Source organism: Actinotignum inguinis (assembly GCF_051265835.1).
GTDB classification, from domain to species: Bacteria; Actinomycetota; Actinomycetes; order Actinomycetales; family Actinomycetaceae; genus Actinotignum; species Actinotignum timonense.
Window position 1 is genome coordinate 165,859 of sequence record NZ_JBOZDP010000003.1, and the last position, 14,185, is coordinate 180,043.

Here is a 14,185-nt window from a genome sequence, read left to right on the forward strand (position 1 = left end):
TAGCGGGCAGGTTACCCGCGGCTCGGAAATTCATCGTCATGAGAGCTCCTCCCCCGCGTGGCTGGCTTCGAGTGCGCCGTCGTTATTATCGCTATTCGGCTTCTTGAGCATGACCTGCGAGTTGGAAATAATGTGGTCCACGAAGCCGTATTCCAGTGCTTCCTGGGCGGTGAACCAGTGGTCGCGTTCGGAATCTTCCAGGATCTGTTCCAGCGACTTACCGGTGTGCTTGGCATTGAGCCCGGCCAGTTCTTCTTTCATCTGCAAGATGAGGTTGGCATTGATGCGAATATCAGCGGCCACCCCGCCGGCGCCGCCCGAAGGCTGGTGCATAAGGACGCGGGTGTGCGGGGTGATATAACGCTTGCCCTTCGTGCCAGCTGAGAGCAGGAATTGACCCATGGAGGCTGCCATGCCCATCGCTACCGTTACAACATCCGGCTGAACATACTGCATGGTGTCAAAAATGGCCATACCCGCGGTGACCGAGCCACCCGGAGAATTAATGTACAGGTAAATATCGCTCTCCGGATCCTCCGCGGCAAGGAGCATCATCTGGGCGCAAATCTGATTCGCATTATCATCGCGAACTTCCGAGCCGAGCCAAATGATTCTTTCCTTGAGGAGGCGCTGGTAAACAGCATCGCCGAATGCTGAAGGCTGGTTATTATCCCGGCCTTCCATGCGAGGTGATGTGGTCACGGTTTTCCTTCCTCGGAACCTCCACGCGGAGATTCCATACTCGTATGCGACTTTAACGCCCGCGGGCCGCCGTGATCATCCTGGCTCGAGACTTTTTCGCTGATGGCGCATGGTTGGCGCTGTCACTGTGACACGGGGCGACGGCGCCCACGGTGCCACGGAGCATGACGGCGCCATCACGCCGCGCGCCAGCATGGCGGCGCAGCGTTACGGTGCCACGCGCCAGTGCCCCGTCACGGCGCCGCAACCGAGAAAATGAGCGGGAGGGCGGCGAGCTGATACTCGCTGCCCTCCCGCTGGAAAGGTGGCTAACTACTAGCCGCTGCTAGTGAGCCGCTAGCGATTGACGGCCGGGCGGTCAGCGCCCGCCCCGGTCCAGTCACCGGCGAGGAACACATCGCCGGCGCGGCCGAAGCCGAAGCTGGCCACCGCGACGCCCTCGCCCACGTTCTCACGCAGGTGCCAGATATTGCCGCGGACCACGCCGATGCCGTCCACGCCGTCCCCGTTCCAGTCGCCGGCAAGGAATACATCGCCGGGCCGGCCGTAGGAGGAGGTGAACTTCGCCTGGGTGTCCGCGAAGGACGCCTGGGCGAAAACAGTGTTCCCGCGGCGCACCGCGAGTTCATCGCGCCCGTTGCCATCCCAGTCACCGGCCACCATCTGGTCGCCGTGGCGCCCGAAGGAAACCGAGGCCGTGTGGTTGCCACCGGCTAGGTCATCGCGCACGTACACCGTGTTGCCGCGGCGCACCCCGATGGTGTCCTTGCCGTCCCCGTTCCAGTCGCCGATAACGATCTCGTCATCCGCGCGGCCGAAGGAGAATTGCAGCTGGGCATTGCCGGTGGCGGCATTGGTGAGCAGGAAGGTATTGCCGCGGCGCACCCCGGGGGTGTCCACGCCATCGCCGTCCCAATCGCCCACAAAGATAGTTTCGCCAGCGCGACCGTAGCTGGTCACGTGATCGGCGTTGCCGCCGGCCAGAGCAGTGGAGCTGAAGAGCAGATTGCCCCGCGGCGCCGCCGGCTTGCTCGGCTCTTCACTCGGCTTATCGCCCGGTTCGGTCCCCGGCGTGCTCGGCTCCGTGCCCGGTTCCGTAGGCTCCGTGCCCGGTTCCGTAGGCTCCGTGCCCGGCTCCGTCGGCTCCACGCTCGGCTCCGCACCCGGTTCTTCACCGCCGGGCTGCTCGCCACCCGGGGTTTCCCCGGCGCGCGCGGTCAGCCACTTGCTGGAGTCCAGCGGTTCGCCCACGAGGCGGACTTCACCGATGCAGCCCTGGAAGCCAGATTCACGCACGCCGGCGTAGGAGCCCGCCCCGAGGACCCACGGCAGGCCCTGGGTGCCCACACCCACGGTGCCCGGCGAATTACGCAGCACCGGTACCCCATCCACGTACATGGTGGTCATCTTGGTCTCCGGATCATTGACCACCGCGAGGTGGAGCCACTGATCACGCGAAACAATCTCACCGGACCAGGCCGAGGATTCGGCCGGGGTGGGCTTCTGGGAATCCACGAAGGAGAACTGGATTTCCGCCAGGTTCGACATCGCCCACGCGAAGGGTGGTTCCTCGCCCTCGGTGTTGTTGTAGCCGGCGATATTCTGACGCTGGCCATCGCGGGAAAGCCAGGCCATCCAGGCATTGTTCTTGTTGTCGAACTTCGGGGAGATCTTGATGAAGGTTTCGAAGGTGAAACCGTTCTCGAAGGTCTCGTTATTGACGGCGGCATCGGCGGCGGTCACGAAGTTATTCCAGCGTGCGTTATCACGCCCACCATTGGCGAAGCACACCGCACCGGCATTGGCCGAGAGCGGATGGTGGTCACGGGTCCATACGACGTCGCCCTCTTCGGCTCCCTTGGAACCGGGCTGGTCCAGCGGGGCCCGGGTGAAGTTATCCCCACCCACGGCATCCACGATGGCTTCACCCACGGCAACCGGGGTGCCTTCGGCCTTATCCACCGGCATCTTCCAGTGGGCCACGGTGCTCTCCACCTTCGGGTAGTCCTCCGCGCCGCTCGGGGCGGTGGGGGTCACCTGGGTCGGTGCATCGTAGCTGGCAAGCCACTCGCGCAGCTGCGGCGTCGTCAAAGAAGCCTTCGTATCAGCGATCACGAGGTTCGGGAAACGTTCGGCGAAGTTGAAGTCAAGCTCGAAAGTTTGGCCCGCACCGTTAAGGATCGCCTGGTCGTCAGGAACAAGGGTGTCCTTGGCCTTCGTCATCACCCAGGGCGAGAAGGAGGTCTGGTAGATCTTGTTACCCGGCAGGTCGAATTCCACCATGCCCATGTAGCCGTTTCCGCCCATGTAGGCCATCTGGTAGTCCATGAGGACCTGGTAGACGGGGTGTCCGGCGTCGTTCGTGCGCGTCCAGGTGGTCGCGCCGTGATGGTGGCCGTTGAAGGTAAGGAACACCTGATCGTGGTTGCGGATGAGCTTATTCCACACCTTTTCACCGAACTCGGTGGCGAGCGGGGTCACGCCATCGCCCTCCACGTTAATAAGCTGATGCGAATTAATAATCGTGGGGGTGGTGGGATGCGCGTCGAGCACATCGGATGCCCATTGCAGCGCGTCATCCTGGGCCTGCCAGGACAGGTTCATGACCAGGAAATCTTGGCCATTGACTTTGAGAATGTGGTATTCGTGTGCTCCGGAAGGATCGCGTTCCACGAAAGTGGAGTTCTTGGCGGCGCGCTCAGCCCCGAACCATTCCTTGTAGGTGCCGTAGCCAACCGGATCGGTATCCGAGGCATCGGCCCCGACGTCGTGATTACCGGCAAGAATCGAGTAGGGATGCCCCGCGTCCTCGAGAATCTTCATGGCCTTATCGGCAATTTCCCACTGCTGGGGGTGGTTGTACTGGTCCACGATATCGCCCAGGTGCATGGACATCTTAATGCCATACTTCTCAGCGTTCTGCGCGATCCAGGAGGTCTGAGCGGAGAAGGGTTCACTGCCGTACATGGCACCGAATTGGTTACCGGTTTCCTCCGTGGCGTAGCGCGAGTAGAACTGGGTGTCCGGGATGACGCCGAGCGCGAAGTTCGACAGCGGGGTCTTTTCTTCCGCCCCGCCGGTGCCGTCCTCGCCGGTGCCGTCCTGCGGGGTACCCGCCAGCGGGTTGCCTTCCGCGTCGAGGTACACGGTGAACTGCCCGGAGAGCAGTTCGCGGCGTTCCACCTTTTCCACCTCGTAGTTATTATCGAGGATCGGGAAGAGCGAGATGGGGGTCATGACCATTTCGGCGGCCGGCTTCACTCCGGAATCGAGGGCCGGGCCGGCGTAGGGGTTGATCTTAATATCGAGGTGCCCGTAGTGCTTGCCGCCCGAGATGAGCTTCTTCACGCCCGCCTCGTTGGTCTTCCACATTTCCGGTTCGTTGGCCTGCGCCATCCACACGGAGTGGGAGTTGAAACGCAGCGGTTCGTAGGCACCGTTCTCCCCCGTCTTGACCATCTTTTCGCCGCGCAGGCCGTCGGAGGCTACCCCGACGTCCCAGTGGTACACGCCCACTCCGTCGCCGGCTTCGTCCACGTAGGATGCCTGGAACATTTCGTCATGGCCGGAGAAAACGGAGGCCACATTGTACTTTTCGAAAAGCGGCTGGAGGTGGCGCATGGGCACACCCGGCTGCTGATCGGGGAACTTGTGACCCATCGGGGTGCCGTGCACACCGTTGGAGTAGGCCACATGGTGGTACTGCACGATAATGATCTGGCCCTTGGCGCGGGCATCAGCCAGCTGCTTTTCGAGCCAGCGGTACTGATCCGAGCCGGGCATAAAGCTGGGCTGATCCACCGAATCGGGAGCCGCATCCGGGCCCCACCAGCCGGCCGCCACGGACTTCGGGAAGTCCCGCGCGTATTCCTCGTACGGGAAAACGCCCTGGGTGTCGGTCCCGAGCTGAGCGGCGGTAATGCCTTCGTCATTACCCTCGATCTTGGCTTCTTCCGGCATTGTCTTGGTGGTCTGATCAGTGCCGTTGGTCGAATCGAGGCTGATGATCGTTACCGGCCCCATATCGGTGCGGTGGTAGGCATCGCGCGCATTCGCGTTATCCGAACCGTTGGTATCAAATACCTGGTTGTAGGCGGCGCGCGCCCGCGCTACCGCGGTGCGATCATCCGGGCTGCCGTAGCCGTACACTTCGTGGTTGCCCAGCGAGGTGATCACCGGGATGGAATCGAGCAGCTGGCCCTTATCACCGGCGAAGTAGCGGAACCATTCGTCCCAGTGGCTTTGGGAGGAAGCGCGTTCGGCAATATCGCCGGGCAGCAGCACCAGGTCCGGCTTGGCGGCGGCGATGGCGGCGTTATTAATTTCCTGCGCCTTATCCTCGGTGAGCATGTAATTGACGGCGTACTTCCCGTTGCGGGTAGAGCCGCCAAACTTCTCATCCCAGGCCGAACCCTTGCCCGGGCGCTCTTCGGAGCCCTCGGCCAGGTTGAGGGTCTGTTCCCATTCGCGGTAGGTCACGCGCCCGATGGGATCGGTTTCGGTATCGGAGAAGGCGATGATGTGGAGCGGATCGGTGATCCCGGCCTTCCCATCGGGGAGGGTACGGAGCGTGGCGGAATGCGCGTAGCCGTCCACCGTGACCGTGTAGGTGTAGGTGGAGCTGGGCTGGAGCTCTTCCACGCGCTGGCTGTACTTATAGGGATGATCGGCGCGAATCCAGGCGCCCTGCGGTACGGACAGCGCCTTCCCGCGGCTGAGGGTGCCCTGCTTGAGTTCGTAATCCTGGTAATCGTTGACCGGGTTTTGCACGCCGGCCACGGTGTAGGTGCGCCCTTCGGCGGGCAGGCCCGGGCCGCTGATGGTGAGAACGGCACTGTGGCCCAGTTCCGTAAACCAGTTAATCGTCATCTCGTGGGCACCGGGGCGCTGCAGGTAGGGCAGCACCCGGAAGCCGGGACGCGGATCCATGGGTTGAGTCACCCCGTCCACGACGACGGGATTCTCATTCGTAGAGGCGAGAGCCGGTGAATCGACTCCCGGGAGTACTGGCTCGGCCGCGGCTGGCACCGTGAATGCCACCCCGACCGGCACTAGCGTAGCGGCAGCTAGAGCCGCTACTGCTCGACGCACGTGTCGCATGAATATCCTTCGCTTTGAGCTAGTCGGGGCGCGGATTGGCCCGACTCGGAAACACGCGTTTCCATTGCTCAAACTATTGAATTCGCCTTAATGAGCCGTAAACGGGCTCTTAATTTAAGGAGCTTCACGTGAATATCACATTGCGGCGGGGCAACGGGGCGGACGGTGCGCGCGACGGTGCGGACGGTGCGGCGCCCCGTGGGCGCCGTGGTGGTACGACGACGGCGCAGCTGCGCTGCGCGCATACGCGTGTGGGGTGGGAGGCCGGGCCTCCCACCCCACACGCCCACCAGGTTAGCGGGCAGCTAGTGTTACTTCCCGAATTAGCCGAGGAGCTCCTCGAGCTTCTTCACGAGGGTCTTGCGGGCCTTGCCGGCCTTCTCAGCTTCGAGCACGCGGGCCACTTCAGCGGCATCCGCACCCTGGGCGTATTCCACGACCTCGTCTACCTTCTTGGCTGCCGGATCAAAAGCATCCGCATCCGCGACCGGCGCATCCGCGCCGGAGTCCGCTGCGGGAGCTTCCTCCGCGGCAGCGGCAGCTTCGGCTGCCGGGGCCGCGGCGGCGTCGTCGCCCTGCACCGGAGCGGAGTCAGCCGCGCCGCCTTCATCAACCGGGCCATCCCACACGGGGCGGGACGGGGCGGCGGAGAAGTCCGGGGTCAGTTCACCTTCCGGCTTTTCGCCGACGACCTTGATAACATCCACCTCGTTGCCGTTAGTGTCCACAACCTTGGCCAGGCGCAGCGCGGAGATGAGCGCCTTGCCACGGCGCAGCTCGCCGCTGAAGGCACCGAGCTGGCCGGTCTGCGCGGCCGCGGAGATGAACTGGTTGGGATCCATGCCGTAGGACTGGGCCTGCTGGACCAGGAAGTTGAAGAGTTCATCCTGGGTGGTCTCCACACCGAACTTCTTGACCAGTTCGTCCAGGATGATCTGATCACGCAGGGAATCGCGGATTTCCCCGCGGATTTCCTTAGCGTGGTCATCGTCGGTGGCGCGGTTTTCGGATTCGAGGTGGCGTTCCACTTCGGCGTCGATCACGCGCTTGGGCAGCTGCACCGTGACATCCTCACGGAGCTTATCGAGGAGGAGGTTGCGAGCGGCCATGACCTGGACCTGGGCGGCATCCGTGGCGGCCTTCTCCGCCAGGTCCGCGCGCAGTTCCTCAATGGTGTCAAATTCGGAGGCGAGCTGGGCGAAATCATCATCGGCTTCCGGAAGCTCGGATTCCTGCACCTTCTCCACCACGACGGTCACATCGGCCTGCTCGCCGGCGTGCTCCCCGCCCACGAGGGTCGAGGTGAAGCTGAGCTCATCGCCAGCGGAGGCGCCATTGACGGCCTCATCGAGGCCATCGAGCATATTGTCATCACCGATGCGGTAGGACACGCCCTCCACCGAATCAACTTCTTCGCCGTCAATGCTGGCGGAGAGGTTAATGGTGACGTAATCGCGGCTGGCGGCGGCGCGCTCCACCGTCTTAAGGGTGGCGAAGCGTTCGCGCAGCTGCTCGAGGCGCTCATCCACGGCATCCGCATCCGCATTGGTGGCTTCCACTTCAAAGCTGTACTGCGCAGGATCCGGAATCACAATAGCCGGGCGCACATCCACCGTGACGGTGAAGGCGAGCGGTTCGGTGGAGTTCTTCTCCATCGCCACGCCGGTCACGTCCACCCCGGGGCGGCCCATGGGCACGAGGTCGTGTTCTTCCAGAACGTCCTGGTAGTAGCCGTCCAGGGAGTCGTTAATCGCCTGCTCCACAATCGCGGCGCGGCCAATCTGCGCTTCCAGAACGCGCGCGGGCACGTGCCCCCGGCGGAAGCCAGGGATCTGCACCTGGTTGCCGATGGTCTTCGCGGCCTTGTCAATTTCCGGCTTGAATTCCTCGAAAGGAACCTCAACGGTCAGCTTCACCTGGGTGGGATCGAGCTGTTCGTAGGAGCTTTCCAACTTTTTCTCCAGTCTAAAAATGGGGGTGATAACCCTTGCCGATAGGACGAATCCGTCCCCTTACTGCGCCGCGCCGGGCGCGGGCATACCCGCTAATTCTACGGCACGTACCCCGGGTGATGGGAGTTCTAGCGCAAAACTACCTGCCATATGTGAACGCACTCTCACCCGCGCGGGGCTCGGGGGTCCGCCGCGCACAGCGCCCAGAAGCATGCCGACGACGCAGCTGCCCGGCACCTCAAAGCGAGGTGCCGGGCAGCTGATATCACTTGCCTACCGGTGCGGCAGGCACGGCGAGGTAATCCCGCGCGGCGTTGATCACGCGCGGGGCGATCGGGCTTAGAAGGCGGGAATAACCTCACCATTGGGCCAGGTATCGCGAATGTACTTGGCAACTTCGGGGCTGTGCAGCGCGGCATCCAGCTTCTTCACGCCCTCGAGCTTCTCGCCGGTGGCCTTGGAGTTCCAGGCGAGGATATTGCCGTAGGGGTTATCGGTCGGGTCTTCGGTGTAGATAGCGTCCTTGGAGGGAACCAGGCCATTTTGCAGGGCGAAGTTACCGTTGATAATCGCGATATCCACGTCCGGGAGGATCTTCGGGACCGAGGGGGCATCAGCTTCGCGGAAGGTGAGGTTCTTCGGGTTATCCACCACATCGTAAATGGTGGGGGAAGCAACCTGCGGGTTGAGCTTGATGAGGTTGTTCTTCTGGAGCAGGTCGAGGGCGCGAGCCTGGTTGGACGGATCGTTGGTCACGCCCACCACGGCATTGTCCTTGAGTTCGCTGAGCTGCTTAATCTTCTTGGAGTAGATGCCGTAGGGCTCGATGTGGATGCCCGCGCCGTGGTCCAGGGTGTAGTTCTTTTCCTTGATTTCGTTCTCAAGGTAAGGAAGGTGCTGGAAGTAATTCGCGTCGATTTCCCCGGCGTTGAGCGCCACATTGGGCTGCACGTAATCGTTGTACTCGCGGATATCCAGAGTGAAACCGGCATCCTTGGCGAGGTTGTCATTGACGAATTCCAGGATCTGCTTATGCGGGGCCGGCGAGGCGCCGACAACGAGGCGCACCGCGCCGTCGTCGTTCTTCGCGGGAGCGGAGGAGGACGAATCCGAGCTACCACAGCCGCTCAACGCAAGCGCGCTCACCGCAGCTACCAGGGCAATTTTCGAAAGCTTCTTCATGGTTGTATATTCCTCTATTTTTCACAATGTTGGTGGTGATAACGGATCGCTGTACACCGTTATGCTGACAGCGCTGGTCCGGGTGATTCCCGGTGGTGCGTGACCCGGCCGGCGGTTCCTTAGCGGTGATCCACCAGCCGGCTGAGCATGTCACCCAGCGCCTGGATAACCATGACGAGGAGCACCAGCACGATCACCACGATCGTGAGCACATCCGGGCGGTTATTGTAGTACCCGGCATTTTGGGCCATGGCGCCCAGGCCGCCGCCGCCCACGGCGCCCGCCATCGCCGAGTAGCCGACGAGGGTGACCGCGAGGATCGTGACGGATTGGACGAGGGCCGGCAGCGCTTCGCGCATAAGCACCCCGAACATAATGCGGGTGCGGGAGGCTCCCATCATGAGGACGGCTTCCACTTTGCCGCGCTCAACACCCATGAGATTGGATTCCACCAGGCGCGCGAAGTAGAAAGCCGCGGAGATCGTGAGCGGAACGGTGAAGCCTTGCCATGCGCTGCCCGTTCCGGCGATGGCACGCGAAAAGCCGATAAGAATAAAGACGAAGATAATGAAGGGAATGGCGCGGCCCACATTGACAATAAAACCGAGGGTCTTATTGAGGAGCGGCGAGGGAAGCAGTCCCCCGCGGCCGGTTGCCACCAGGATCATCCCGAGGATCAGGCCAAGCGCCGAGGCAATCACGGTGGAGATACCCACCATGGCCAGCGTTTCGAAGGTGGCGCGAGCCAGGCCGTCCTTGATTTCCGGGGCATCGAACCAGGTGCCGCGCTCAAGCGGGAGAGCGGCCGCGGCGGAGCTGACCGGCGCGGAGAGAACCGGGGTGAAGAGCCCCGCGGCGGATACCGCCGGCGAGACTGCACTAAGAAGAATGGTCATGCTGCCCGCACCTCCGCGGTGATTCCGGCCTCGTTCATCGCGGTGAGAACGGTATCCACCTGCGCGTCATCAACCACAAGGGCCAGGCGCGCGATCTGGATCGCGCCGATAGATTCAAAAACACCCGCGCCAATATCGCAGCCGAGCCGCGCGGCCAGGCTGAGCGCCTGGGAGCCGGCAGTTTCGCCGGGGCGGGCGGTAAAGGCAATATCAATAATGGAGCCGGAAACATTGGTTGTTTCAATATCCGGGGCGGGCACCAGGCGGCGCGCCAGGGGCGAACTCACGTCTGCGAGAACGCTTTCGATGGTGCCGCCGGCGGTAATCCGGCCCGATTCGAGGAGGGTGACCGAATCGCAGATCCGGCGTACCACGTCCATTTCGTGGGTAATAATAACGACGGTCACCCCGTAAGCATCGCGCACTTCGCGCAGCAGCTCGAGGATTTGCAAGGTGGTATCCGCGTCCAGTGCGGAGGTGGGCTCATCGCAGAGCAGCACCGAAGGTGTGGTGGCCAGGGCGCGCGCAATGGCTACGCGCTGGCGCTGCCCGCCCGAAAGCTGGGATGGATACGAATCGCCCCGATCAGCAAGGCCGACGACGCCCAGCAGCTCGCGCACCCGTTCGGCGATCTTCGCGGATTTTTCCCCGGCGATCTGGAGGGGGTAGGCGATATTTTCCGCGGCGGTACGTGCCTCAAGCAGGTTGCCGCCCTGGAAGACCATCCCGATGGTGCGCCGGGCCGCGCGTAATTTCGAGGCCGGCAGCGCGTTGAGGTCTTCACCGTTAATACGAATGGAGCCGCTGGTGGGTTTTTCCAGGGCGGTGAGGCAGCGAATAAGGGTGGATTTACCGGCCCCCGATTCACCGACGATGCCGTGGATTTCCCCAGTGGGGATGGTGAGCGAGATGCCGCGCAGCGCCGCCACGGATTCCGCTCCGCGGCGCGGGTAGATCTTCTCCACCTCGGCTAGTTCGATCATCTCGTATCCCCTGACGTTTCCCTGAGCGCGCAGCGGGGATGCTGCGCACAGTCAATCATCGTAGGTGTTTTTGCCGGGGACAACAACGCAATGGCTCACTCATGAGATACGCCACGGCGGGTTTGTGCGGCCTAAACAGGGCTATCCCCTCGGTTTTCCCCGGTATTTTAGCGCTTTCCCCGCCGGCGCTGCCGGTCGAGCTTTTGCGCAAATATTTCACCAAGGTCCCCCGAGGGGATAGCTGGCAGGTCTCTGACCTGCTTTTTTAGGCGCTTAGGAACCGGGCGCGGCCGCGGGCCCATCGCTAGGCTCACGGCCGCTTCCGGCGCTACTTTCGTGACCGCTTAGCCGCGGTACTTCCGGCGCAGTGCGAAACCGCCCAGGATGAGCGCGGCTGCTCCCGCCATCCCGGTTGCTGCCGCGGCGCCGGTATGCGCGAGCTTGGCCGCGGGGCGCTTCACCTTCACCGTCGGAGCCTTCTGCTCCGGCGCGGGCTTCTGCTGCTCCGGTCCGGGGTTTTGCTGCTCCGGTCCGGGCTTCGGGCCGGCAGGAGCGCCCGGATTAGCCGGTTCGTTCGGCGTTCCGGGTGTTCCAGGCGTGCCCGGCTGCGGATCCGGGGTACCCGGTACTTCCGGAGCTACCGGCGGCTCAGGCGTACCCGGATCGCTCGGCTCGCCAGGCGTACCCGGTGTACCCGGAGTCCCGGGCTCTGGCTCGGGACCCACCGGCGGGTCCGGGTTCACCGGCGGCTCGGGCACGGGGCACGGCCGGGCGGAAATATCGAAGCTCCACTCGGTCTGCGCCCCCGCGGCGAAGGTGTAGCGCTGCGGATCCTTGAGCTGCGCCGTCACGGTGACGCTGCCATCCGCCTCCACCCGGATGTACTCCACGAAGGCGGATTCCGGAATGTTCACCGTGGCTGGAGTCCCGCAGGTATCTGCCGGAACCAGGGTGGGAGCAATCGGGGTGACCGCGGGCTTCTCCAGCGGAGTGGCCGTGCAGGCATTTGAGGTGAGATCCAGGGTCCAGGTGGCCGTGCGATGCTCCTGATCAACCGTGTAGCTCGCCCCGGCACCCGGCGTCGCAATAAGATACCCGGGCTCCGCCGTCGCGGTCACGGTGGCCGTGGTACCGGCAATCTCCGGTTCACCGTAGGTCACGCCCTCAACATTCTCCGGCAGAGTTACCTTCGCCGGTGCCACGGTTCCGCTCCCATCGCAGGGCTGCGGGGCACTCACCGGAGCCGCGGGCACAATAATCGTGCCGTAGACCGGGGTCAAGGTCAGATCCTCGGCCGGCATGGCGAACTTCAGGGTGCTATCGGCCGGATTCGCCTGCGCATTCTGCCCGAGGGCTTCCTTGCTCAACTGCTCCACGGGAGTGGCCAGTTCAGATACCGTCCACCACGCAAAGGGCAGATTCTTCTCCCCCGCCGGAATACTCGGCTGCGCACTCGTGCTCACCTGGGCTTGCGGCGCGGTGAAAATATGCTGGCGCGCGGTACCTTCCGGATAGTGCTGCGAGCCGGGCTCAACAACCTGGCCGGTCACGGTGCCGGTTTGCGCTGTATTGCCGATTTGCGCCACGTAGCCCTGGCCAATCGTCCAGTTTCCGGTGCGCTGGCCCTTGTGATTGACCACGAAGCGTGCGCGGGTAGTGGAGGACACGGGGCTGGTACCTGCCGGTCCGGCTACCTTGTTCCTGTCGAGATTCTCATCCACCGTGAACGCACCGTTAGCAAATTCGGCCAGGGCAAAGGTGCCGGGCTTCGTTACACCAATACGCTCCCCAAATTCGGTATTCGGGCAGGTGAGGTAGGCACCGTAGCCGCCCTCCGTTTGTGCGGTCACATTCCCCGTGCCCAGGAAGCGGCAGGTGCCTTGGCCCGCCGTGAAAATCGCGGGGGCATTCTTGGCCCCGTTCATCTTGATGAGGCTCTCACCGGTGCTCGCGAAGGTCACCCCGGTGGCGCCGACAACTCCCCCAGCAACATTCGCTGAGGAAGCGGCCACCGTGAGAGTGGCTGCGCCGTCGGCCTTCACCTGCGCCGCGCCGTACACCCCGTACCCTTGCGATTGCGAGGAGGAGGTGACGCTCAGCGCGGAGGTGCCCCCAACGTTGAGGTCTCCCGCGCTGTACACGCCGAAGCTGGACTGCCCCTGCGCCGTTGCCTGCGCCGCGACCTTCGCGTTGGTGATGCTCAAAACGTCGCCGGTGTTATCGGTATCGCCGCCGCCGGCCTGCATAATCGCCGTTGCCGTGGAGGCGTTGGAGCTGGCTTCCGCCGTGACCGTGGCGCCCTGGGTGCCGTCAATGGTGAGGTTCTTCCAGGCGTTGATGCCGGTTGCCAAACCCGTTTCGTTGGTGACGCGGGCGGTGACCTGAACATTGCCGCCGATACTGAGGTCCGCGGTGCTGCGGATCGCGGTGCTCATCGCGGTATTTTTATCCCCGGTCCCGCACTTCTCGCAGGTAATATCCCTGCCCACGGCGGTGAGCTTTCCTTGGCCCACAATTTCAATCGGTGCACCGGAGGAGTCAAGGCCAATCGAGCCGCCCTTGAGCCAGGTCGCGTTCGGATCGCTGTCTGCCAGATTCACCGGGTATTTATTGATCGTGTTCGTGGCATCGAAGGTGGCATCGCCATCAAAATCGAGGACGTATTTATAGAGGCCATCCTGATTGCCGGCGAAATAGAGGGCGTTCGCGGTGTAGCCGCCCTCGCTCGCGGTAAAAACGTTCGTGCCGCTGAACTTGACCGTCACATCGGAAGCGATCTTGCCCGTGTCCACGGACACGCCGCGCTTGTAAGAGTTCGCGGCATCCTGCACGTAATTATTGAACCACAGGGTTTTTGTGGCAGCGTTCCACGAAATCTTGTTATCGCCGGTCACGAAGGACTGATCCAGGCAATACGTCACGCTATTGGTGTAGTAACTGTCCTGAGCCGGGTAGGTTTTCCCGTCATCCGGCTTGGCGGTGCGCAGGGTGCGGCCCGTGCAGCTGTTGCTGGTCGCGCCCACCACCACCGAGGTCACATCGGCCACCGCATCGGCGGGCACAAAGCCCGCGGGCAACTCGCTCGCCGGCGCGGGAGCTGCCACAGCGGAGGTGACAGCCCCTATTCCAGAACCTAAAAGTACTAACGCAGCTCCGACTGCGACAGATTTTCTCAACATAATGATCCCAACGACATAGGTGCAATCATTGTTAAAGAATACCTATAGATTGAAAATAATATCGTGAAAGTGGGCTAATAGACAAATGGTGGGTCTTATACCGGGAGTTTGCCCTGTCATACCAACGAAAAGTCGGCCTTATTGAGGTCGGGCACCTCAATAAGCTTGCTTCCTTGACATCCGTTGCGTGA

7 protein-coding genes are annotated in these 14,185 nt (G+C 62.8%); all 7 read right to left on the reverse strand.

The features are described 5' to 3' along the window. Positions 1 to 36: 36 nt before the first annotated feature. Complete coding sequence (locus ACRQFC_RS03340) at positions 37 to 684, reverse strand: ClpP family protease (protein WP_039898292.1); 648 nt, start codon at positions 682 to 684, stop codon at positions 37 to 39. A 354-nt stretch (positions 685 to 1,038) separates the two neighbouring features. Further along, positions 1,039 to 5,802 (reverse strand): metallophosphoesterase, encoded by a 4,764-nt coding sequence (locus ACRQFC_RS03345; RefSeq protein ID WP_284897202.1) that lies wholly within the window; start codon positions 5,800 to 5,802, stop codon positions 1,039 to 1,041. 323 nt (positions 5,803 to 6,125) lie between these two features. After that, the gene (gene tig, locus ACRQFC_RS03350) at positions 6,126 to 7,754 is read right to left on the reverse strand and encodes a trigger factor (protein WP_284897203.1); all 1,629 of its coding nucleotides are present in this window, start codon (positions 7,752 to 7,754) and stop codon (positions 6,126 to 6,128) included. A gap of 339 nt (positions 7,755 to 8,093) precedes the next feature. Beyond that, complete coding sequence (locus ACRQFC_RS03355) at positions 8,094 to 8,936, reverse strand: MetQ/NlpA family ABC transporter substrate-binding protein (RefSeq protein ID WP_087071032.1); 843 nt, start codon at positions 8,934 to 8,936, stop codon at positions 8,094 to 8,096. Positions 8,937 to 9,055: 119 nt separating this feature from the next. After that, a complete protein-coding gene (locus ACRQFC_RS03360) occupies positions 9,056 to 9,832 on the reverse strand; it encodes a methionine ABC transporter permease (RefSeq protein ID WP_284897204.1) in 777 nt (258 codons plus the stop codon). After that, positions 9,829 to 10,815 carry a methionine ABC transporter ATP-binding protein gene (locus ACRQFC_RS03365; RefSeq protein WP_284897205.1) on the reverse strand — a complete coding sequence of 329 codons (987 nt, stop codon included), beginning with the start codon at positions 10,813 to 10,815 and terminating at the stop codon, positions 9,829 to 9,831. Before ACRQFC_RS03365 ends, ACRQFC_RS03360 begins: the two co-directional genes overlap by 4 nt. A gap of 344 nt (positions 10,816 to 11,159) precedes the next feature. Further along, positions 11,160 to 13,919, reverse strand: coding sequence for a hypothetical protein (locus tag ACRQFC_RS03370; RefSeq protein ID WP_284897206.1), 2,760 nt, complete (start codon positions 13,917 to 13,919; stop codon positions 11,160 to 11,162). Positions 13,920 to 14,185: the final 266 nt, after the last annotated feature.

Coding starts and splice junctions, on each gene's coding strand:
- ACRQFC_RS03360 (WP_284897204.1), bottom strand. CDS start 9,832: ATGACCATTCTTCTTAGTGCAGTCTCGCCGGCGGTATCCGCCGCGGGG.
- ACRQFC_RS03340 (WP_039898292.1), bottom strand. CDS start 684: ATGGAAGGCCGGGATAATAACCAGCCTTCAGCATTCGGCGATGCTGTT.
- ACRQFC_RS03345 (WP_284897202.1), bottom strand. CDS start 5,802: ATGCGACACGTGCGTCGAGCAGTAGCGGCTCTAGCTGCCGCTACGCTA.
- ACRQFC_RS03355 (WP_087071032.1), bottom strand. CDS start 8,936: ATGAAGAAGCTTTCGAAAATTGCCCTGGTAGCTGCGGTGAGCGCGCTT.
- ACRQFC_RS03365 (WP_284897205.1), bottom strand. CDS start 10,815: ATGATCGAACTAGCCGAGGTGGAGAAGATCTACCCGCGCCGCGGAGCG.